The organism is Helicobacter cynogastricus, assembly GCF_900197855.1.
Classification (GTDB): Bacteria; Campylobacterota; Campylobacteria; order Campylobacterales; family Helicobacteraceae; genus Helicobacter; species Helicobacter cynogastricus.
In genome coordinates this window covers 375,510-397,455 of sequence record NZ_FZMQ01000005.1, presented here as the reverse complement: position 1 = coordinate 397,455, position 21,946 = coordinate 375,510, and the positions used below count along the sequence as shown (strand labels likewise).

The 21,946-nt window shown below is 43.7% G+C and carries 22 protein-coding genes and 1 tRNA gene; 18 read left to right on the top strand and 5 right to left on the bottom strand.

Annotated elements, in window-relative coordinates; all coding sequences use genetic code 11:
• Positions 1–118 precede the first annotated feature (118 nt).
• The 4 genes from C6H00_RS03330 to C6H00_RS03315 all read right to left on the bottom strand — a co-directional run bounded on the left by C6H00_RS03330 (position 119) and on the right by C6H00_RS03315 (position 3,418).
• On the bottom strand, positions 119–1,384 hold the full coding sequence (locus tag C6H00_RS03330; protein ID WP_104749602.1) for a peptidase U32 family protein: 1,266 nt from the start codon (positions 1,382–1,384) through the stop codon (positions 119–121).
• A gap of 9 nt (positions 1,385–1,393) precedes the next feature.
• Positions 1,394–2,155 carry a protein phosphatase CheZ gene (gene cheZ / locus C6H00_RS03325; RefSeq protein ID WP_104749601.1) on the bottom strand — a complete coding sequence of 254 codons (762 nt, stop codon included), beginning with the start codon at positions 2,153–2,155 and terminating at the stop codon, positions 1,394–1,396.
• Positions 2,156–2,213: 58 nt separating this feature from the next.
• The gene (gene prfB / locus C6H00_RS03320; protein WP_104749600.1) at positions 2,214–3,305 is read right to left on the bottom strand and encodes a peptide chain release factor 2; all 1,092 of its coding nucleotides are present in this window, start codon (positions 3,303–3,305) and stop codon (positions 2,214–2,216) included.
• Positions 3,306–3,341: 36 nt separating this feature from the next.
• Positions 3,342–3,418 (bottom strand) — tRNA-Arg (locus C6H00_RS03315).
• 96 nt (positions 3,419–3,514) lie between these two features.
• Here C6H00_RS03315 and rpsU point away from each other — a divergent pair.
• From rpsU to C6H00_RS03285, 6 genes are all read left to right on the top strand, one after another.
• Positions 3,515–3,727 (top strand): 30S ribosomal protein S21, encoded by a 213-nt coding sequence (gene rpsU, locus C6H00_RS03310; protein ID WP_006018650.1) that lies wholly within the window; start codon positions 3,515–3,517, stop codon positions 3,725–3,727.
• 9 nt (positions 3,728–3,736) lie between these two features.
• The gene (gene fabG / locus C6H00_RS03305; RefSeq protein ID WP_104749599.1) at positions 3,737–4,498 is read left to right on the top strand and encodes a 3-oxoacyl-ACP reductase FabG; all 762 of its coding nucleotides are present in this window, start codon (positions 3,737–3,739) and stop codon (positions 4,496–4,498) included.
• A gap of 167 nt (positions 4,499–4,665) precedes the next feature.
• Positions 4,666–4,920: an acyl carrier protein gene (acpP, locus tag C6H00_RS03300; protein WP_104749598.1), complete on the top strand. Its 255-nt coding sequence runs from the start codon at positions 4,666–4,668 to the stop codon at positions 4,918–4,920.
• A gap of 42 nt (positions 4,921–4,962) precedes the next feature.
• Complete coding sequence (locus tag C6H00_RS03295; RefSeq protein WP_104749747.1) at positions 4,963–6,207, top strand: beta-ketoacyl-ACP synthase II; 1,245 nt, start codon at positions 4,963–4,965, stop codon at positions 6,205–6,207.
• A 9-nt stretch (positions 6,208–6,216) separates the two neighbouring features.
• Complete coding sequence (gene accA, locus C6H00_RS03290; RefSeq protein ID WP_104749597.1) at positions 6,217–7,140, top strand: acetyl-CoA carboxylase carboxyl transferase subunit alpha; 924 nt, start codon at positions 6,217–6,219, stop codon at positions 7,138–7,140.
• A 90-nt stretch (positions 7,141–7,230) separates the two neighbouring features.
• Complete coding sequence (locus tag C6H00_RS03285) at positions 7,231–8,772, top strand: flagellin A (RefSeq protein ID WP_104749596.1); 1,542 nt, start codon at positions 7,231–7,233, stop codon at positions 8,770–8,772.
• A 5-nt stretch (positions 8,773–8,777) separates the two neighbouring features.
• Here the strand turns inward: C6H00_RS03285 and hemW are convergent, their stop codons facing one another.
• Positions 8,778–9,833 carry a radical SAM family heme chaperone HemW gene (gene hemW / locus C6H00_RS03280; protein WP_104749595.1) on the bottom strand — a complete coding sequence of 352 codons (1,056 nt, stop codon included), beginning with the start codon at positions 9,831–9,833 and terminating at the stop codon, positions 8,778–8,780.
• Positions 9,834–9,887: 54 nt separating this feature from the next.
• Between hemW and C6H00_RS03275 the strand changes: the two genes are divergently transcribed.
• The 12 genes from C6H00_RS03275 to C6H00_RS03220 all read left to right on the top strand — a co-directional run bounded on the left by C6H00_RS03275 (position 9,888) and on the right by C6H00_RS03220 (position 21,897).
• On the top strand, positions 9,888–10,190 hold the full coding sequence (locus tag C6H00_RS03275) for a c-type cytochrome (RefSeq protein WP_104749594.1): 303 nt from the start codon (positions 9,888–9,890) through the stop codon (positions 10,188–10,190).
• A gap of 42 nt (positions 10,191–10,232) precedes the next feature.
• Complete coding sequence (locus tag C6H00_RS03270) at positions 10,233–10,703, top strand: RNA pyrophosphohydrolase (RefSeq protein WP_104749593.1); 471 nt, start codon at positions 10,233–10,235, stop codon at positions 10,701–10,703.
• Positions 10,704–11,906, top strand: a complete 1,203-nt coding sequence (locus C6H00_RS03265) for an aspartate kinase (RefSeq protein WP_104749592.1) — start codon at positions 10,704–10,706, stop codon at positions 11,904–11,906.
• Entirely contained in the window at positions 11,906–12,406 is a 501-nt protein-coding gene (locus C6H00_RS03260; protein WP_104749591.1) for a HobA family DNA replication regulator, read from the top strand. Before C6H00_RS03265 ends, C6H00_RS03260 begins: the two co-directional genes overlap by 1 nt.
• Entirely contained in the window at positions 12,403–13,032 is a 630-nt protein-coding gene (locus C6H00_RS03255; protein WP_104749590.1) for a DNA polymerase III subunit delta', read from the top strand. The genes C6H00_RS03260 and C6H00_RS03255 overlap by 4 nt, the downstream gene beginning before the upstream one ends.
• A complete protein-coding gene (gene folP, locus C6H00_RS03250) occupies positions 13,023–14,174 on the top strand; it encodes a dihydropteroate synthase (protein WP_104749589.1) in 1,152 nt (383 codons plus the stop codon). The genes C6H00_RS03255 and folP overlap by 10 nt, the downstream gene beginning before the upstream one ends.
• 90 nt (positions 14,175–14,264) lie before the next feature.
• Positions 14,265–15,515 carry an aromatic amino acid transport family protein gene (locus C6H00_RS03245; RefSeq protein ID WP_407645529.1) on the top strand — a complete coding sequence of 417 codons (1,251 nt, stop codon included), beginning with the start codon at positions 14,265–14,267 and terminating at the stop codon, positions 15,513–15,515.
• Positions 15,516–15,541: 26 nt separating this feature from the next.
• Positions 15,542–16,927 (top strand): L-serine ammonia-lyase, encoded by a 1,386-nt coding sequence (locus C6H00_RS03240; RefSeq protein WP_199769176.1) that lies wholly within the window; start codon positions 15,542–15,544, stop codon positions 16,925–16,927.
• A gap of 280 nt (positions 16,928–17,207) precedes the next feature.
• Positions 17,208–19,694 (top strand): TonB-dependent receptor domain-containing protein, encoded by a 2,487-nt coding sequence (locus C6H00_RS03235; protein WP_199769175.1) that lies wholly within the window; start codon positions 17,208–17,210, stop codon positions 19,692–19,694.
• Between the two features lie 82 nt (positions 19,695–19,776).
• Complete coding sequence (locus C6H00_RS03230; protein WP_104749585.1) at positions 19,777–20,718, top strand: Gfo/Idh/MocA family protein; 942 nt, start codon at positions 19,777–19,779, stop codon at positions 20,716–20,718.
• Between the two features lie 65 nt (positions 20,719–20,783).
• Complete coding sequence (locus C6H00_RS03225; protein ID WP_104749584.1) at positions 20,784–21,479, top strand: Bax inhibitor-1/YccA family protein; 696 nt, start codon at positions 20,784–20,786, stop codon at positions 21,477–21,479.
• Entirely contained in the window at positions 21,451–21,897 is a 447-nt protein-coding gene (locus C6H00_RS03220; RefSeq protein ID WP_104749583.1) for a thiamine-phosphate pyrophosphorylase, read from the top strand. Before C6H00_RS03225 ends, C6H00_RS03220 begins: the two co-directional genes overlap by 29 nt.
• Positions 21,898–21,946: the final 49 nt, after the last annotated feature.

Here is a 21,946-nt window from a genome sequence, read left to right as displayed (position 1 = left end):
TCTTGGACTCTTGGACTCTTGGACTCTTGGACTCTTGGACTCTTGGACTCTTGGACTCTTGGACTCTTGGACTCTTGGACTCTTGGACTCTTGGACTCTTGGACTCGCCTCCATATTCCTAAGAAGAATTTTTAATGCGCAAAAAGCTGTAAGGAGGAAGTTTGACAGGGAGTTTGACAGGGTGAGTATTTCCACTATGAATAGCCTCTAATTCTTTCCCATCTTGGAGCAGAATTTTATACAAGTAAAGATAATACTTACCCTCAAAAGCGTAAATTTTCCCAATTTCATTGATAATAGGCTCTACATGCGCCTTGTAGGGCAAAACAATCTCGTATTCTGTATTAGGTTTTGTGGTGAATTTGCATAAAAAATACTCTCCATTTTCCAACACTTCCCCATTGACCTGAAAATCTCCCTCGCTCAGCGCGCTTGCAAAATTTTGTGTGTCTAGGCGTTGGTGGGGGCGTTGAATCAAATAGCCCTGCGTGAAACCGCGATTTTTAAGCGTAGACAACTCAGCTTGATAGAGCGCGGGGCGGTACTGGTTATTGTAATAATCTTCTATGGCGGTGCGATAAGTCTTAGTAGTGATGGCCGCATAGTAACTAGATTTGGTGCGCCCCTCAATTTTGAGTGCGCTAATGGCTTGGCTTTGCAAAATGGGCGCGATATGACTGGCTAGATTTAAGTCTTTGGCATTAAGGATATGTGTGCCCACGCCCTCTTCTTCCTCTAAGCGCATCATCACGCCTGTATCAGGGTTTTTAATATAGTATTCATAATCAAAACGGCAGTCATTGGCGCAACTCCCCCGATTGGGCACGCGCCCATGTTGCAAAGCAGAGATAAGACAACGCCCCGAAAAAGCAAAACACATGCTTCCATGCACAAAAATTTCTAACTCCAGATCGGGCAGAGCTTTTTTGATCTCTACCACATCATTTAAGCTCATTTCTCTAGCCACCACGATGCGCTTGACTCCCATTTCATAAAAAGCGCGCGCATCCAAGACATTCATCACATTGGCTTGCGTGGAAAGATGGATAGGGATATGGGGGGTGAGTTTTTGGGCGAGCTTGAGCACGCCGATCGTGGCGATAATGAGCGCGTCTACCTTACAATCGGCCAACTTATACAAATGCTCTTCTAAGAGCTTGATCTGGGAGTTAAAAGGGAAAGCGTTCAGGGTAGCGTAAAACTTTTTGCCCCGCGTGTGAGCAAGCGCAACCCCCTCTTTAAAGCTTTCTAAATCAAAATTTTTAGAAGCGCGGTTGCGCAAGGAAAACTGCCCCAGTCCACCATAAAGCGCGTCTGCGCCATAATCTAGGGCGATTTTAAGTTTGTGGAGATTCCCTGCAGGAGCGAGCAATTCTACAGGCATACAAAGGGATCACTTCTTGCCAAAGGCGGCAATCAAGGCTTCAATATCGCTTTCACTGGCCACACTCTCACTATCATCTCCAATAATATAAGAGGCAGAACTTACGCGTTTAGAATCCTCAATATTGCCCTCAAACAGAGAGTTCATGTATTGGGTGAGCGCGCGCATGACATTGATCACTCGTTCGATCTTTTGGCGGTGGATGTCTTGAAATTGCATAATATCCATCGCCTGCATAGCACTATCCGCGCACCCCTCCGCACTCTCTTGAATGCGATCGATCCCTTTTAAAATCTCCCGTGTTTCCTCTAAGGAAGTCTGGAAAGTGTTAATGAGAGGGAAAGTCTGAGCTAGGGTTTCAAAAATTTCTAAATGCTTTTGTAGGGGCGTTTTGATTTTCTTAAGCGTTCTAGTGATATTTTCTGAGCTGACGCTAATATAATCTAATTGATCAAAGACCTGTGTCGCTTTGACCTCTGAATCGCGCGTAACATCGTCTAATTGATGGACAACTTTGTGTTCCTCAGTAGGAGGTGGGGGAGGCCATTCTTCAGAATCCACTTTGCCGTATTTCTCGGCCATTTTCTGATCCACTCTGTAATTCCTATAGGCCTCATTCCAGCTACTTTCCTTTTGCTTGTCCTTATCCTTATTGGAATCCTCATCTGAAGAGAGCGCGCCTTCTTCTTGATTTTCCATCTCCTTATCTAAGGGTTCGATTCCTTCCAAACCGCCCCCATTAATCAAGGCATCTAATTCTTCCTGCGTCATTCACTCTCCTTCGCCCCAAATTTGGCCTAGATTATAGCTAAAGACTTTTGCGTCTAGCTTATTGCGCTTTAGAAACGAGCACGGCTTCCATGATGGCATCTAAATCTCCATCTAAAATTGCCTCCACATTGCTATAGGCAATTTCGCTACGCGCGTCCTTGATCTGCTGATAGGGGGCTAGAACATAGCTGCGGATTTGATGTCCCCAACCTATTTCGCTCTTTTCCTCTGCGTTGCTCTGTTCCTTTTGTTTGTGCAACTCTAATTCATAGAGACGAGATTTGAGCATTTTAAGTGCCATCGCTTTATTTTTATGCTGACTGCGATCGTTTTGGCACTGCACCACGATTCCGGTAGCAAAATGGGTAATGCGAATAGCTGACTCGGTCTTGTTGACATGCTGGCCGCCCGCCCCGCTGGCCCGATAGGTGTCAATGCGAATATCTTTATCCTCAATCACAATATCAATATCATCATCTACCTCTGGACTCACCTGCACGCTGGCAAAACTGGTATGGCGTTTGCCATTAGCATTGAAGGGGGACATACGCACAAGGCGGTGTACGCCATTTTCATTTTTCATGTAGCCATAGACATTCACCCCGCGGATGATGAATGCCACGCCTTTAATGCCTGCCTCCTCGCCCTCTTGGTAGTCTAAGAGCTCTACCTTAAAGCCCTTGCGCTCCGCCCAGCGCAGGTACATGCGATAGAGCATGCTTCCCCAGTCCTGACTTTCCACTCCTCCAGCACCCGGCTGAATACTCACGATAGCATTCCGTCCGTCATGGGCATTACTGAGCATCACCCCTACCTCTAAGCTTTGTACTTGAGCTTGCAAATGGGGGACATCCTCAAAAAGCTGGACTAGGGTGGCAGGATCGTCATTTTGCACCAGCTCAAAGAGTTCACGCGCCTCTACTAGGGCGTGATATACGGCACTATAATTCTGCAGGACGCGCTCGATCTTGGCCTTCTCTTGATTTTTGAGCGCGGCCTGTTCGCTATCTTGCCAGAAGAGGGGGTCTGCCTGCGCGCTTTCTAGCGCATCTAAACTCTCTTGTAACTGATCCGGTTTGATGATCTGGGCAACATTTTGACACTTGTTTTCTAATTCCTTGAGCAGTTCGCTGTACTGATAAGCGTCCATTACATTCCAAAAGATAGGATTTTGTCTAGCGAAGAGTGGTGTGCTCAGAGGGATTCAAACCCCCGACCTACAGGACCGCAACCTGTTGCTCTATTCAGCTGAGCTATGAGCACGAAAAAGCCTATTATAACAAATTTTGAGCCATTTCAAGTTAATTTTACAAATTTTTGTTAAAATTGTTGCATCTGATTAAGAAAGTAGGTGATGGCATGCCGGGCATTAAAGTTAGGGAGAGCGATAGCTTTGATGAAGCGTACAGACGCTTTAAAAAGCAAACCGATCGTAATTTGGTCGTTACAGAATGTCGCGCAAGGCGTTTTTTCGAGTCTAAGACCGAAAAGCGTAAAAAGCAGAAAATCAACGCCAAGAAGAAAATTCTCAAACGCCTTTATATGTTGCGCCGTTACGAATCCAAACTATAGGGGGAGTGTGTGGAATTTAGCGGACATAATGTCTTGGTAACCGGTGCCACTCGGGGGATTGGGCGCGCGATTGCGCTCTTGTTGGGGGGCTACACCAACAAGGAGGGGCAACGCCTCAAAGTGTGGATCAACTATCGGGGCAATCCAGAAACTGCTGATAGCCTCAAGAAAGAGATCGAAGAGGCAGGCGGGCGTGCTGCTTTGGTGAGATTTGATGTTTCCAATGAAGAGGACTTTGTTCATGGGCTCAAACTCATCACAGATGCAGATGGAGGCTTGAGCTACTTGGTCAATAATGCGGGCATCGTCCTGGACAAACTAGCCGTACGCATGAAAACTGAGGACTTCATGCAGGTGTTAGAGGTCAACCTGCGCTCTACCTTTATAGGTTGCCGCGAAGCTCTCAAAGTGATGGGTAAACAAAAATTTGGCAGTGTGGTGAACCTCTCTTCTGTGATCGCCGAACGGGGCAATATAGGACAGACTAACTATGCTGCCAGTAAGGGCGGTGTAATCTCTATGAGCAAATCCTTTGCCTATGAGGGGGCTTTGCGCAATATCCGCTTTAACTGCATTACGCCCGGATTTATCGCAACCGACATGAACGCTGGGCTTAAGGACGATTTCAAAGAAGGCTATCTTAAAAATATCCCTTTAGGACGGCTGGGTGAGGCTAAGGAAGTGGCTGATGCGGTGGCGTTCCTGCTCAGCGATGGAGCGAGCTACATTACAGGAGAAACGCTTAAGGTCAATGGTGGCCTATACATGTAAAGAAAGGAGAAAACATGCTTTTTATCATTTTGATTCTGTTGGTTGTGGTGATTTACTTCCTCTATAGGATTGTTGATGTTTTGGAGCAGAAGTAACTTTTTAAGCTTAGGATAGTAATTTTAGGCTAAAATTTTTGGATTAATTGTAGAATACAAGAGGAGATTTTGATGGCTTTGTTTGAGGAAATCCAGGCGGTGATTGTGGAGCAGTTGAATGTAAGTGCGTCTCAGGTAACAGAGGAAGCGGACTTCATCAAGGATCTCAATGCTGACTCTTTGGATGTGGTGGAGCTCATTATGGCCTTAGAAGAAAAGTTTGGAATCGATATTCCAGATGAGCAGGCTGAGAAGATCAAAACCGTTGGGGATGTTGTTAAATTTATTGAAGAAAACAAGCTTATCGGGAAAGACAAGCTGTCCTAACCACAATACGGGTTTTTTGGTCTTATCAAAAAGGAGTTTTTGTTGCGTAGAGTTGTGGTAACGGGTATGGGGATGGTGAACGCCCTGGGATTGGATAGGAGAACGGCTTTCGATGCCATCGCGCGTGGGGATTGCGGAGTCAAAAAAATTAGTTGCTTCGATACGACTGGTTTTCCCGTGCAAATCGCAGCTGAGATCACAGATTTTGATCCTAGTTCTGTGATGAATCTCAAAGATGTCAAGAAAGCGGGGCGTTTTATTCAATTAGGTCTTCTGGCTGCTAAAGAGGCCATGTTCGAGAGTCAAATTCTAGTAGACGGCAGATGTCCGGAATCCTTTGCCTCTACAATGGGTATTAGCTCTGGATCGGGTATTGGAGGCTTGGGTAATATTGAAGCCAACTCCATTTATTGCTATGACAAGGGTCCTAGAAAAGTCAACCCTTTCTTTATCACCTCCGCGCTTGTAAACATGATTGGTGGCTTTACCTCGATTGAATACGGCATTAAAGGACCTAATGTTTCTAGCGTAACCGCTTGCGCAGCGGGCACTCATGCAATTATCGAAGCTTACAAAACTATTCTCTTGGAAGGTGCAGATCGTATGCTTGTCATAGGGGCAGAGTCCACCATTTGCCCGGTGGGTATTGGGGGTTTTGCTTCTATTCGCGCCCTTTCTAACCGCAATGAAGAGCCCTTGAAAGCTTCCAGACCCTTTGACAAGGAACGCAATGGCTTTGTAATGGGTGAGGGGGCTGGGGCTTTGGTGCTTGAGGAATATGAAAGTGCTAAAAAGCGTGGCGCGCCTATTATTGCCGAATTAGCGGGTTATGGAGAGAGTGGGGATGCTAGCCATATCACCGCGCCTGCACCCGATGGCGAGGGGGCGTTCCGTGCCATGCAAGCTGCCCTAAACATGGCAAGCAAACATGGGGCAAAAGTTGGCTATATTAACGCACATGGCACAAGTACGAGCTATAATGATCTCTACGAGACCATTGCCTTAAAAAATGTCTTCAATGGTAAAGAGAATGTTCCTCCTGTGAGCTCTACTAAGGGGCAAATCGGGCATTGTTTGGGTGCAGCTGGGGCGATTGAGGCTGTGATTTCTCTCATGGCACTTCAAGAAGGTATACTGCCTCCAACCATTAACCAAGAAGTTCCCGATCCGGGTTGTGATTTGGATTATATTCCCAACCAAGCAAGGCAAGCTAGTCTAGAAGCGGTTATGAGCAACTCTTTTGGATTTGGGGGTACTAATGCGGTGGTGATTTTCAAAGCCGTATAGGTTAGAAGAGTGGCAGTTTATTTAGATTTTGAAAACCGCATTAAGGGGCTTCAGGACGACATTGAAATGGCCACTATTCGTGGTGATGTTGATGCTAAGGATATTTTAGAAAAGCGTTTAACCAAAGAAATAAAAAGCGTTTACTCTAATCTAACAGAATATCAGCGTCTTCAGCTTGCTAGACATCCCGATAGACCTTATGCCATGGATTATATCGAGCTTATTTTGCAGGATCGTTACGAGATTTTTGGGGATCGCCACTTTAGCGATGATAAAGCCATTGTGAGTTTTATAGGCAAGATTGAAGACACACCTGTGGTGGTGATTGCCGAAGAAAAAGGGAGGGGCACTAAGAATAAGTTACGGCGCAACTTTGGTATGCCCAATCCTGAAGGTTATCGCAAAGCTTTGAAAAGTGCTAAATTTGCCGAGAAATTCAATCTGCCTATCTTGATGCTGGTAGACACTGCTGGAGCGTATCCGGGCATTGGTGCAGAAGAAAGAGGGCAGAGCGAAGCGATTGCCAAGAATCTACAGGAATTTGCCACTCTAAGAGTACCCACTATTTCTATCATTATTGGCGAAGGGGGGAGTGGTGGAGCTCTAGCGATTGCGGTAGCAGATAGATTGGCAATGATGGAGTATTCCATCTTTAGTGTGATTTCCCCAGAGGGTTGCGCGGCTATTTTATGGAATGATCCAAGCAAGGCAGAAGTAGCTGTAAAGGCTATGAAAATCACACCTGCAGACCTTAAGCAGGCAAGGCTAATTGATGACATTATTCCAGAACCTCAAAAGGGGGCACATCGTAACAAATTTGAGGCTGGTTGTGCTATTAAAGATTATTTTCTTGCCCAGCTCCCCCGTATTCAAGAGAGTGATTTTCTTGCTCTTCGTTACCAAAAGTTAATGAATTACGGTGCTTTTGCGTGATACCATATTTTACTTTATAAATTAAAATTCTAGACGATTATAGAAGCACTAAAGCAAGGATGCTTTAGGTTAAATTAACAAGGAGTTAGTATGGCATTTCAGGTTAATACCAACATTAACGCGCTGAACGCTCATGCCGTAGGGTTGGTTACACAGCGCGAGTTAAGAGAATCGCTTGAACGCTTAAGTTCTGGTTTGCGTATCAACAAAGCAGCCGATGACGCTTCGGGGATGACTATTGCGGACTCTCTGCGCTCGCAGGCTAAGAGTTTGGGGCAGGCGATTGCTAACACCAATGATGGTATGGGGATTATCCAAATTGCTGATAAAGCGATGGATGAGCAAATCAAAATCCTAGATACCATCAAGGTGAAGGCAACACAAGCGGCCCAAGATGGTCAAAATACCCAGTCTCGTAAAGCTCTACAGGCGGATATTGTGCGCTTAATCCAGAGCTTAGACAACATTGGTACCACCACCTCCTATAATGGGCAAACTTTGCTCTCAGGTGCGTTCTCTAATAAAGAGTTCCAAGTGGGTGCGTATTCTAATGAAACAATCAAGGCGAGTATTGGGTCAGCTACTTCTGATAAAATTGGGCAGGTTAAAATCGTTACCGGCAAAAATATCACCGCATCCGGTGAAGTGGCCTTGACTTTTAAGCAAGTTGATGGAGTACACGATGTTTCTTTGGAGAGTGTAAAAATCTCAACAAGCGCAGGTACTGGTTTGGGCGTTTTGACCGAGGTGATCAACAAGAACTCCAATGCCACAGGGGTACGCGCAACCGCTAATGTCATCACAACTTCTGATGGTGCGATCAAATCGGGAAGCTTGAGTAGTCTAACCGTGAATGGGATTGAAATAGGCAATATTCTTGGCATCAAAAAGAATGATAGCGATGGGCGTTTGGTTGCCGCTTTGAATGCCGTAACGGCTCAAACAGGTGTTGAAGCTTACACGGACTCTGTAGGTCGCTTAAATCTACGCAGCCTTGATGGGCGCGGAATCAGCATTAAAGTCAGCTCAACCAATGTTGATGGGCAAGGGGCTGCGTTGACTACTCTCAATGGTGGGCAAAACATCACTCAAGGTTCTACTAACTTTGGTCGTCTTTCTTTGGTGCGCCAAGATGCTAGAGATATTTTGGTGGTTTCCGGGGCTAATGTGAGCGCATCTGCAGGCTACGCTGCTATCGGTTTTGCTAAAGGTGCAACCGCAAACACCACGGTGAATCTTAGGGATGTCTTGGGAGAATTTAATCAGGCAGTGCGTTCAGCTTCTGGAGCTAACTACAATAAGACTTTGGCCTCTGAGAATCTCACGCTAGGCTCTGGTGTAACCACTTTGCGCGGAGCGATGGTGGTTATGGATATTGCTGAGTCTGCACAAAAAATGCTTGATAAGGTGCGCTCTGACTTGGGTTCTGTGCAAAATCAAATGGTGAGCACCGTGAATAATATCACAATCACTCAAGTAAATGTGAAAGCGGCCGAATCGCAAATTAGAGATGTGGATTTCGCTCAAGAGAGTGCCAACTTCAGTAAAAATAATATCTTGGCGCAATCTGGTAGCTATGCAATGAGTCAAGCTAATACCGTGCAACAAAATATCCTCCGTCTTTTAACTTAGCTTTTTTAGTGGCTTAGCCACAAGGCGATCTCGTCAGCCAGGAAGAAATTCTTGGCTAGGAGGCAGTCGCCTCTTTGATAGCATATGTCTTCGTCAATTAGTGTTTTTATTTTCTTAGGCATCAATAGATTCACCGGCACCCCTAGAGCGCAACGCAAACCTAGAAATACAGCTTCAAAGTGTAAGTCTTGTTGTGTTAGATTTTCTGTGCGCGCGTGTAGTGGATTGGCAATATAGCTTTTCACATCCTTAAATTTATAATAACGCGTCTGTCCTACTCGCCCCACCGCTCCTGCCCCACAGCCAATGTATTCTAAGGCATTCCAATAGTGTAAATTATGTTTTACTCTGTAGTTACGGGCATAGTTAGAAACCTCATAATGCTCAAAACCTTGCGCTTCCAAACTTGCGCGCATAAAGACATCTAATTCTGGTAAGTTTTTAGACGCAACTTTTGCCAATTTAGTATTATCCTCTAGGGTTAAACTATAGGCTGAAAGATGATCGATTGGTAAAGTGCTGGCAAGACTCACCTCTTTTTCTATGCTTTGAGGCGTGTCTAAAGGTGTATTGTAGATAAGATCGATACTTAAATGTTCAATGGCACTTTTTTGAGCATAATCTAAGGCCTTATAGACATTTTTAGGTATGTGGTCGCGTTGTAGGAAATGCAACTTAGATCCAAAAAAGCTTTGCACCCCTATAGATAGACGAGTCATGCCCAAATTTTTGAGCACATGACACCACTCCAAAGAAACTAAATCTGGGTTTGCCTCTAAAGTAATTTCTATCTCAGGTGCTAGATACGCGTGGCGCGTAATGGTGTTAAATATCCGATCGTAATGTTTTACTTGTAAAATATTTGGTGTCCCTCCACCTATAAAAATGGAGATAATTTGTTCTCTCTGCAAAGAAGCCTCAATATCTTTGCAAAGCGCATTAATATAAATATCTTGCAAGTCTTCTAGGCCACTAAAAGAGTTAAAAGCACAATAACCGCACTTGCTTTTGCAAAATGGAACATGGATATAGAGACTTTTAGGTAATTTGGTTTTAAGCATAGCTTAACCCTTAAAATAATACCATTATGACACATTTTTGATAAGGAGTTAACGATGAATAAGGTTGTTTTAATGAGTTTGGTTGCAGGTTTAGGTTTGCTTTGGGCGGCTGAACCAGCTGTTTTGATCAAAAAATGCGCAGGGTGTCATGGTCCTTCTATGGATAGAAAGGCTTTTGGAAAGGGGCATGTGGTCAACACTTTAGATAGTACACAGATTAAAGAGGATTTGATGGGATATAAAGCGGGTTCGCTTAATCGCTATGGTTCAGGTGTGATTATGCACGCTCAGGCTAAGAATCTCACTAATGAAGAAATCGAAGCATTGGCTAAGTATATCCCCACTTTAAAGAAATAATTTAGGGTTGGGGTTGTGCTATAATCCCTAGAAAGGATTGCTGTGGACGCTCCGAAGAGTTATCGTCCTAATGTAGCGGCTGTGGTGCTTTCGTCTTGTTATCCTAGGGATTGCGAGTTTTTTATTGCCCAGCGTATTGATATTCAGGGGGCTTGGCAGTTCCCTCAAGGGGGGATCGACCAGGGTGAAACTCCAATAAAGGCCCTGTATCGCGAGTTACTAGAAGAAATTGGTACAGATGCCATAGAGATTGTCGCTGAGTATCCTAAATGGATTGTCTACGATTTCCCCCCCACCATGACTAAAAAACTCTATCCCTTTGATGGACAAAAACAGCGTTATTTTTTGGTACGCCTCAAGAGCAATGCTCTAATTAATATCAAAACACCTTTTCCAGAGTTTGATCGTTACGAATTTGTTAAGCCCGAAGCTCTCTTTTCTAAAGTGGTGCACTTCAAGAGGCAGGTTTATCGTCAAGTCATTGGTTATTTTAAACAGCAAGGGTATTTGTAAGTGCTAGTGGTACAGAAGTTTGGGGGGACGAGTGTAGGGAGTTGTGCGCGCATTCAGGCTGTAGCGCAAAGAATAATAGCTAGCAAAGCCCTTTTTGAAGATATTGTCGTGGTGGTTTCGGCAATGGGGGATACAACAGACGATTTGTTGGAGTTGGCCCATTGTTTTGGCAATAGGCTTAACCGCCGAGAAATGGATCGCCTGTTAAGCAGTGGAGAACAAATTTCTAGCGCGCTTCTAGCTATTGCCTTGGAGTCTCTTGGACAGAAAGCTTATTCGCTGAGTGGCAAGGCAGCCGGAATTTCCACAGATGCGCATTTCACTCGTGCGCAAATTTTAGAAATTGATACCACCCGCATTCAAGACCTCTTAGCACAAAATTTTGTCGTTGTCGTGGCGGGTTTTCAAGGGGTGAGCAAAAGTGGGGAGATCACAACTTTGGGCAGAGGTGGGAGCGATTTGAGTGCGGTAGCGTTAGCAGGTGCTTTACGCGCTCAGCTTTGTGAGATTTATACCGATGTAGATGGCATTTATACTACAGATCCGCGCATTGTACCTGAGGCTAGAAAAATCGCCCAAATCAGTTATGATGAGATGTTGGAACTTGCCTCTATGGGGGCTAAGGTGCTTTTCAACCGCTCTGTTGAGCTAGCAAAAAAATATAATATTCCCCTAATTACGCGCAATTCTTTCAATGATAACCCCGGAACTCTCATCACTTCAGAGGAGCAAATTGTGGAAAAACCCATTGTGAGCGGGATCGCCCTAGACAAAGATCAGGCACGCGTGAACATTATCGATGCTTGTGATTATCCGGGCATTGCCGGAGAAATTTTTGGATTGCTAGCAGAGGCCAAACTCAATATTGATATGATTGTGCAAACCATTGGCAAAAATGGCAAGACTAATATTAATTTTACTCTACCAGAGGGAGATATAGAAGTCTGCCAGCAAGTCCTCAAGAATGTACGCGATATTGGCTCAGTAGAATGTGATCGCCAAGTTGCCAAGGTGTCTGTGGTGGGCGTGGGTATGCGCTCACATTCAGGGATTGCCAGTGCTGCTTTCAAAGCTTTAGCCAAAGAAAATATTAATATTTTGATGATCAGCACCAGTGAAATCAAAATTTCTGTAGTTGTGGAGGTCTCTTTGGCTGAGCTTGCCCTTAAAACCTTACATGAAGCATTCAAATTGGCTTTGTGATGGGTTTAAAGGAGCGCGCACAGCAGATTTATAAGGAGCAATGCGCATGTTTGGGGCGTGCTGATATAGCCTCTTATGATTGGGAGGGTTTTATGGCATGCATCACACACATTTCAAATGGAGGGTGTGTGCTACTCTGTGTGGATGCGCCTCGCACTTGGTTTAAAAAATATGTTTTTACACACCTTAACGCTAAGGCGTTGCGTCCACCTTTACCCATTGTAGATGGGCTTTTGGGTCTTAATTGGCTTTTACAAGATGTGCAGAACCTGCCCCTTATCTTGAATCTTTTGAACCTCACCTATAAAAATTATTTACTTTGGTATGTAGGCGAAGAAGGAATTTTGAGCACTCTAGCCACAAACACAAAGGGCTTACTTTGGATACTACAAGATGGTTTTTTAAATCCGAGCGATCCGCTTTGCGATCTTAAGCTTCTCCAACTCTATAAAGTCTTTGAAACCATTCTCTTTGAAAGTCTGCTAGGGATTTTGGATTGAACACTCTTATTCTTAGTAACACTCCCCATGAAGAAGCACACACCTATAAGCACGAGTTAGAAAAACAGGCACAAAAACCCATTTTTATCGAAAGTTTCATTGAGGAAGAACTCAAAATCGAACACGCTCATGAGATCAGGCGGCAATCTGTGTTATGTTATGCAGGACAAAAGTTTATCATCATTGCTGCACACCATTTTAATGTGTTTGCTCAAAACGCTCTGCTAAAAATTTTAGAAGAACCTCCACCACAAACACATTTTATCCTAATTGCTAGAAGTAAGCATGCGCTTTTGAGCACCTTGCTCTCTCGCTTAACCTATGTGGATCGTCGCATAAAAACTCCTACAGACCATTTTGATTTGGATTTACGAACATGTAATGCACAAGATATTTGTAACTATCTGCAAGAGTTGGATAAAATATATTCAAATCCTGAAGAGATTAAAGTGCGCCTCTATGCTCTGTTGCGCGCCTTGCAAGAAAGCGCACTTCCTTTGCCACTAGATTTATTGCAGAGTTTAGATAGTGCTGTTCATGCCAATGGGTTTTATTATCGTCCTAGTTATAACCTTTTGCCCCTACTTCTAAGAGTGCTTGAACTAAGAGGGGTTAAATGTTTTTAGAGCGCATGACTCCCTCTAGCTTTGCCTTAGAATTAGAACGCATCACTCCACATCCTGTTGGTCAGGCTATCATGGCCAAAAAAGCCCAGCTCTTGGCCTTCAAAATAACCGATTTACCTCTGAGTGCTGCACTCACTCTCAAACAAGAAGCCTTGCGTGTAGGGGCTGAATTAGCCACGCCTAAGGATTGTATCCTAGCTAAGAAACCCACCTACACATGTCTTCTAGTAGGCACTTACGACCAACTGGAACGCTTACGCGTGAAATGCACCTCTCAGGCTTTTGGATTAAAGCGATTAGCAAAGATGCTGGAATCTCATCTTCAATCTTCTATTCTTGATAATCCAACTTTGATGGGTATTATCAACGCCACTCCAGATAGTTTTTATCCCCAAAGTCGTTACAACGCCCAACAGGCTTTAGAAAAGATTTATCACTACCTAGAACAAAAGGTCACCTATATTGACATCGGAGCAGCTAGCTCACGCCCTTTTAGTGTACGCCTTGAGGCACAAGAGGAAATCATGCGACTCAAGGATATTTGCGCAGAAATCAAAGCCAACAACTTAACTCAGCACGCCATTTTTAGCATAGATACCTATAACCCTAAGACGGCTGATTTTGCTCTACAACATGGGTTTCAATTACTTAATGATGTTAATGGTTTTAGGGAAGAACAAATGTGTCAAGTGGCTAGAGCACATGGAGTTCAAGTTGTGTTGATGCATTCTAACGGGGTGCCTATGGACATGGATCATTTTGCACCTCACAGACAACTCTTTTTGGACATAGATCGCTTTTTTAGCACACAACTAGAGCGTTTAAATCAATACGGAATTAACAACATTTTTTTAGACATCGGCTTGGGGTTTAACAAAACCACCACGCAGAATTTAGCCCTTATTCAGCATTTAGAGCATTTTTTGCATTTTGGTTACCCCTTGCTGATAGGGGCAAGTCGTAAAAAATGTATCGGAGAAATCTGTAACCAAGAGGTGCAAGATCGTCTAAGTGGTACTTTGGCTTTGCACTTAATCGCTCTACAAAGAGGCGCGAGTGTTCTACGCGTACACGATATTGCCCCTCATCAAGACTTATTAAAAATCTATAAGGCCCTTTGTGAAGTGGAGTTACCATACTAAGCATTCAGCTTGTCGGGATTGGGGTGTCTTTAGTTCATGCTGTGAGGTTTTGGGGGAAATCTGTTAGCATAAGGACATTTGGTTAAAAGGATGATGATGGAAAAGGATAAAAAGATCAATCTCTTTGACATCCGCTGGATGTGGTCTATGTTTGGCACGGCTATTGGGGCAGGAATCTTATTTTTGCCTATTAAGGCCGGATCGCAAGGCTTTTGGCCTGTGGTGGTGATGGCAATTTTAAGTTTTCCTATGACATGGCTTAGTCATCGGGCTTTAGCACGCTTTGTAAACGCAATTGGTAATCATGACATTACCCATGCGGCGACCTATTTTGGCAAAAAAGCCGGCTACATCGTCACTTTGGTCTATTTTTTTACTTTTTATCCTATCTGCCTTGCCTATGGAGTGGGAATTACTAACACCGTGGAATCCTTTTTTTCTCACCAACTTGGCCTCAACTATTTTGAACACAATCGCTTTTTTTTGGCTGAACACTTAGTTAGTGGGATGATCTTTGTGATGATTTTTAATACCACCGTTGTTACACGGGTCGCCAATGCTTTAGTTTATCCTATGGCGTTGATCCTGCTAGTTTTTTCGCTCTACCTTATACCCTATTGGAAGACTTCTATGCTTACAGAAATTCCAAGTTTTACTGGTTTCTTTTCAGCACTTTGGTTCACACTCCCCGTTTTGGTCTTTTCTTTCAACCATAGTGCTATTATCTCTACCTTTGCCCAAGCGATCGAGAGGCGTTATGGAGAACTCAAGCACTTTAAAACCAACCAAATTGAACTGCTCAACACTTCTCTTTTACTTCTATTTGTGATGTTTTTTGTTTTTTCGTGCATTCTTTGCCTTGAACCCGCTGACTTTGTCAAAGCACGAGAACAAAACATTCCCATTCTAAGCTATTTTGCTAACACACTAGGCAATCCTATTATCGGTTATACAGGTCCCATTGTGGCGTTTCTAGCCATTAGCACTTCTTTTTTCGGGCACTACTATGGTGCTAAAGAAGGCTTAAAGGGATTAGTGGTGCAAACTTTAGTAAAGGACAAGCTTAACCCTAGTCGTCATAGACAAATTGATATAGCTGTAACTTTGTTCTTATGGATTAGTATCATCTTGGTTTCCTACTACAATCCAAGTATTTTGGGATTCATTGAGAGTTTGGGGGGACCTGCACTAGCCACCATTACTTTTATTCTGCCAATTGTGGCGATGTATGCCATTCCCTCAATGAAAGTTTTTAGAAATTTTTGGGTGGATACTTTTATTTTGGCTGTGGGCGTATTGACCGTTCTTAACGCTGTGATTGATCTATTTGTTAAAGGATAAATATGGATATTCAGACTCAACAAGAAATTTATGCGCAATCCATGACCTCTATTTTTAAAATTGGCATAGGCCCTAGCTCCTCACACACTATAGGCCCTATGGATGCTTGTGTGCGTTTCTGCGCCTTACTTACAGACAAAGGAGTTTTAGAACGCACAGCTCGCACATGTGTAACTTTACATGGCTCTCTAGCTCTCACAGGCAAGGGACATTTGACAGATTTGGCATGTTTAGTGGGATTGAGTGGAATTAGTGCCAAAAAAGTGAGTGTTGCCCAGCGTCAAGAAATTGTGCAAAGAGCCCTCAAAGAGGGGCGCATTTTTTTAGCCCAACACCATGATATCGCCTTTGATTTTCATCAAGACATTCTGTTTGACAACAAGGCTTTAGAATTGCACGAAAATGGTATGGTGGTGCAAGCTTTCGATGCACAAGGGGATTTACTAGCTGAGGAAATCTATTACTCTACTGGTGGAGGCTTCATTTACACACAAGAAGAACTCAAGCACAAAAAAACAACTCCTATTCACGCTAAACATACCTCCTTTGATTTCAATAGTGCTAAAGAGCTAGAAGAGCTGTGCGCTAAGCACCATTGCTCTATTGCCCACATTGTCGCCAAGCACGAAAGCGCACTTTTTGGTGAGGATTATGCTAGAAACTATTGCTTAGAAGTGTATGAGGCGATGTTGGCCTGCTTTGAGAGCGGGGTGCACGCTCAAGAAAAACGCCTACCCGGTTGCATCGGCATGGATCGCCTAGCTCCCAGTATTCAAGAGCGCATGAGTAAACACTCCCATTCACAAGACCCTTTAGCAGTGATGGACTACATGACCATGTACGCACGCGCTGTGAGTGAGGAGAATGCTTGTGGCAACAAGGTCGTTACAGCCCCCACCAACGGCTCTTGTGGGGTGGTGCCCGCCGTGCTCCTTTACTGCCATAGACATATTAAACCCCTCTCTCAAGAACAAATTGTAGATTTTTTATTGACATGTTGTGCTATTGGTTACCTTTATAAAAAGAATGGTTCAATCAGTGGAGCAGAGGCCGGGTGTCAAGCAGAAGTGGGGGCAGCCTCTTCAATGGCCGCAGCGGGCTTTGCCTTTGTGATGGGCGGGAATGTGCACCAAGTTTTGAGCGCGGCTGAAATTGCTATGGAACACCATTTAGGCTTAACTTGTGATCCTGTAGGCGGGTTAGTGCAAATTCCATGTATTGAGAGAAATGTCGTAGGTTCAATCAAGGCAGTTACTGCAGCGCGCTTGGCTCTTGAACACGGCTATCAGGCAAAAGTAGGCCTTGATGAGGTGATTTTAACCATGCTCCAAGTGGGTAAATCCATTGATGCTAAATATCGTGAAACCTCACTGGGTGGTTTAGCGGTCAATGTCCATATCCCGCGTTGTTAAGACAATCCGCTCACCTCTCTTTTATTTTAATCTTACCTTTTTAGGAGAGTTGGAAAAATTGTAAGACTTCCATGTAGATTTTATTCATTTTTTCAGTAATATCTTAGCTTTAATCTTATAAAATTGGGAATTGTATTACTAATTAATCTAGGATGAATAAATGAACGCACCTAAGAAAAATTGTAGTGTGCTTTTTAATACAAAACAAGCACAAGAATGGTCTTTTCCCACTTTTTCGCGCACTCTTCTAGCACTTAGCGTTGTGGGGGCAGGTGTGCTAATGGAGGCCGAAGAAACCCACACCTTAGGTAAGGTAACTACGCTGGGCGAGCGCACCTTTGAATATAATAATAAAATGTACATCGAACGCAAAGAGTTGCAACAGCGGCAAAGCAATCAGGTTAATGACCTGTTTAGAACAAGGGCGGATATCAATGTTGCCGGAGGCGGGTTGATGGCACAAAAAATCTATGTACGGGGCATGGAAAGCCGTTTGCTCAGGGTAACCATCGATGGGGCTGCACAAAATGGGAATATTTTCCACCACGATGCTAACACGGTGATCGATCCAGGAATGCTCAAAGAAATTGAAGTCATTAAGGGGGCGGCCAACGCTTCTGCAGGACCGGGGGCCATTGCGGGGAAAATGGCAATGGAAACCATCGGAGCTAATGACTTTTTGCGCAAAGGACAAACTTATGGAGGCAGTGCCTCAGCGAGTTTTTACACTAACTTTGGGATGCGTTTTAATACCATTGCGGCCTACAGGGCGGAAAAGTGGGATATCTTAGGTTATTTTACCCATCAAAACATCTTTTATTACCGCGATGCGACTAATTTGATGAAGAATCTTTTCAATCCTACCTATGATTTGTCTAATCCATTTGCTAGCGATAAGGTAATCGGTAGTCCTAGCGAACAAAACAATGTCCTGCTCAAGTTCAATGCCTACTTCAATGACAAAGATAGCTTGACCATTAGTTACAACATGACTCGCTATAACTCTACGCGTTTGTTGCGTCCCAACACCACAAGCGCGCTGAGTAAAGCCAATGACCCAGGCACGCAACCAGCCCCCTTTGTGATCGACTTTGGTAAGGAGCTCGCCCACACCATCAACTCTAATAATAACCTTTCATTCAAATTCAACCATGAGGGTGGAGAAACTTTTGATAAACCTCGTATCACTTCTACCGCCTTTTTGAGTGTCCGTAATGGGAATTACGAACCTGTTAACAACCCCTTTGCGCTCAACTCTGTAGAACCCACTAACCCCGAATATATCGCCAATGTACAAACATGGTGTAAGGCAAACCCCGATCAGTGTCAAAATGGGAGTATTACGCCTTTGTCCACGGGGGGTTATAAGATGACTAATAACGGGGGTAGCCAGCTTGTACCCAAATACCCAGAATACCATATGGCACCCCCTACCAGTGGCACTAATGGTTGGACTTTGGGAAATGCTGATGCAGAAGGAACATTGCAACGCGATATATTTCTTATCAACTCCGGGGTGAATGTCAAAGTCCAGCACCCCATTAGTGAGGATTATGGAAATGTTTTTGAATATGGTGCAATTTATCAAAACTTGAGCGTTTTTTCAGGTTTGCCTAAGGGCTCTAATGGTCTGTATAAGGACAATATTAATCCCAACGATCCTACCGGGGCGGGCTTACCCTACCGCCATTACTTTGTTGATCCGGGCACTGAATACAATCAGAATATGAGTTCACCCAATGCCGCTTATCGCGGGTTGCCTCAAAATTCTTATGCAATTGGTAATATCATTGGGGGTTATGTTCAGGCAAACTATAATTTCCTAAAAAATCTCATTGTGGGTGCGGGTACTCGTTATGATATTTATGTTTTGCAGGATAAGGATGGGCAGCACCATTTAACTTCTGGATTTTCTCCTAGTGCAACTATCCTTTATAATCCTATCGATGCGTTAGGCTTAAAGCTTAGTTACGCTTATGTTACAAAGGGCGCGTTGCCTGGGGACGGGGTTTTAATGCGCGACCCTTCAGTCATTTACCAAAAGAATTTGAAGCCAGCTGTCGGACAGAATGTTGAATTTAACATCGATTACAATAGCCCATATTTCAATGTGCGTGGGGCAGCCTTTTATCAAGTCATTAACAACTTTGTTAACTCTTATGGGCAAGATGTCTCTAAGAATGGAGGTGGGAACGCTACAGCTAAAAACTTGACAGGTAACCTCCCTCAAACCATTGCCATCTATGGGTATGAAGTTAGCGGTAATGTTCGATACAAGAACTTTACAGGAACTTTCTCTTTTGCGCGTTCTTGGCCTACAGCTAATGTTAATGGCAAATATTACTTGTTGGCAGACACTTACGCACTGGCTGCCACTTACGGGAATGTCTTTATTTTAAAGGGCGACTACACCATTCCAAGAGCTGGACTTACCTTTACATGGCTTAGTCGTTTTGTAACCAACATGTACTACAACGGCTATAGTATCTATTATCCGGGTTATGGCTTGATGCCTATCCATAAACCCGGTTATGGTGTGAGTAGTATTTTTGTTAACTGGTCGCCCCCCTCTGGACGCATGAAAGGCTTGTTGTTAAGTGCCGTGTTTAACAACATTTTTAACAAGCAGTATGTCAACCAAACTTCTGTATGGCAAGCCAGCGCGGACGCGCCTCATGATGACATGATTGCTACAGCAGGGCATATCCGTATGGCTCTCCCAGAACCCGGCTTCAACGCGCGTTTTGAAATCTCTTACCAGTTTTAGTTTTTCGCCAACTCTTGGAGGGGTCTAAAAAACCCCTTAAGCTAATTTGAGTACCATTTAGCATTACGCTTAAGGAGTGTGCATGTTATTTGGAATTATTGGAGCAGGGGGTTTTATCGCCCCTAGGCATGTAGAGGTGATCCATGAATTGGGGCATGTGCTTGATTGTGCGATGGATATCCATGATAGCGTGCGTTACCTAGATCAGTACGGACTTAATTGCGAATTTTTTACGGATTTAGAAGATTTACACCAGTATTTAGAAGCTTGCAAAAATCAGGGTAAGTTTTTGGATTATATGGTGATCTGTAGCCCTAATTATCTGCATTTTGAGCATATAGAATTTGCACTTTCGCATGGAATCAATGTAATTTGTGAAAAACCTTTGGTGCTTGATCCCGGTGAGCTTTCTGAAATCCAAGATTTAGAAAAAAAATATAATAAAAGAGTGTTTAATATTCTTCAACTGCGTTTTCACCCCAATATTCTCGCCCTTAAAGAAGATGTACGCGCTGAATTAGACAAGCATCCCGATCGAGTCTATGAGATTTCTTTAACCTACTTGATTTTGCGTGGAAAATGGTATCTCAATTCTTGGAAAGGAGATGAGCTGAAGAGTGGAGGATTGGCTAGCAATATTGGGATTCATTTCTTTGATATTTTGTTAGATATTTTTGGAGATGTGCTAGACAGCGTGGTGCATGTACATCAAAACGATCATGTGGGTGGCTTTTTGACTTTGCAACATGCTCGTATTTCATGGTTTCTCTCTATCAATCCTGAACATTTGGGCGCACAAAGAGAAAACTCTTACCGCTCCTTAGTATTAGAGGGCGAAGAGATCGATTTTAGCGATGGCTTTGATGATTTGCATTTGGACAATTACAAGGCTATTTTAAATGGCGAAGGTGTGGGGGTGGAAACAGCACGCAAAGCTATAGAATTGGTTAATGCTATCCGCTGCAGTGCTATGGGTAGCTTGGATGAGCATGCGCATCCTCTTTGTTTAAGATGTGGGGGATGAGGATTTAAGCCTAGTGTTAAACGCATAATGTTATAATGGAAGAATTTTATTTTAGAGGAGTATAAATGGCATTGTACGATCGCAACGCTGATCTCAACCCTGAGATAGGAGCGTCCACTCAGCTTAGTGATACGGCTTTAGTGAATTTTGTCAAGACGACTTATAAGTTTTTTGCGGGTAGCTTATTGTTAGCCACTATCGGGGCTTTGGTCGGCCTGATGAATTTTCAAATGGTTACCCAGTATAAATGGGTGTTTTTTATCGCAGAGATCGCCGCTTTCTTTGGACTTATGTTCACCAGGAAAATGCCTGCCGTCAATTTGCTCATGCTCTTTGCATTCACTTTTCTTTCTGGTATCACCCTTGTGCCATTGTTGGGTTTTGTGATTGCGCGAGCAGGGGCTAGCGCAATTTGGCAAGCTTTAGCGATGACAACTATCGTTTTTGGTGTGATGAGCGTCTACGCCATTAAAACTAAGAGCGATCTAGCTAACATGGGCAAAATGCTTTTTATCGCAGTAATTGTGGTGATGATAGCTTCTCTCATCAATCTATTTTTAGGTTCACCTATGATGCAAGTTGCTATTGCGGGTGTAGGTGTGATTCTTTTTAGCCTTTTTGTCGCTTATGACACTCAAAATATTATTCGTGGTCTTTATGAATCACCTGTTGAAGCTGCTGTGGCACTCTATGTAGACTTCCTAAACATCTTTGTCTCTCTGCTTCAAATCTTTGGGATTATGGGGGGTCGCAACGACTAGGCGAACTTTCGAGAGGCTCATAGATGCTAACTTAAATCGTTTTAAGGAGGGGGTGCGTGTTGTGGAGGATATTTTCCGTTATCTCTACGACCAGCCATCTCTAGCCCTACAGCTTAAATATTTGCGCCATAGTGCCACTGACATTGTGGCTAAGCACCTCATTCTACACACTCTCTATAGCCACAGAGACAGCACCTGTGATGTGTTGCAAGATAGCGATGTCTTGCCTAAAGAGGATGATCCCATCTTATCTATGCTTCAGGCCAATTTTAAACGCGCTCAGGAGAGTGCCCGTGTTCTTGAGGAATGTTTTAAATATGCCTACTCTTCGCAATCGCTTCCTACATTTAAGACTCTGCGTTATCAGCTTTACACGCTTGAGAAAGAATGCATAGATTTCCTTATGCAAAAAGCTTAACTTGCGTTTACATTTCTTTGTTAAAATGAGCCTACCTAGCTTTAGCTAG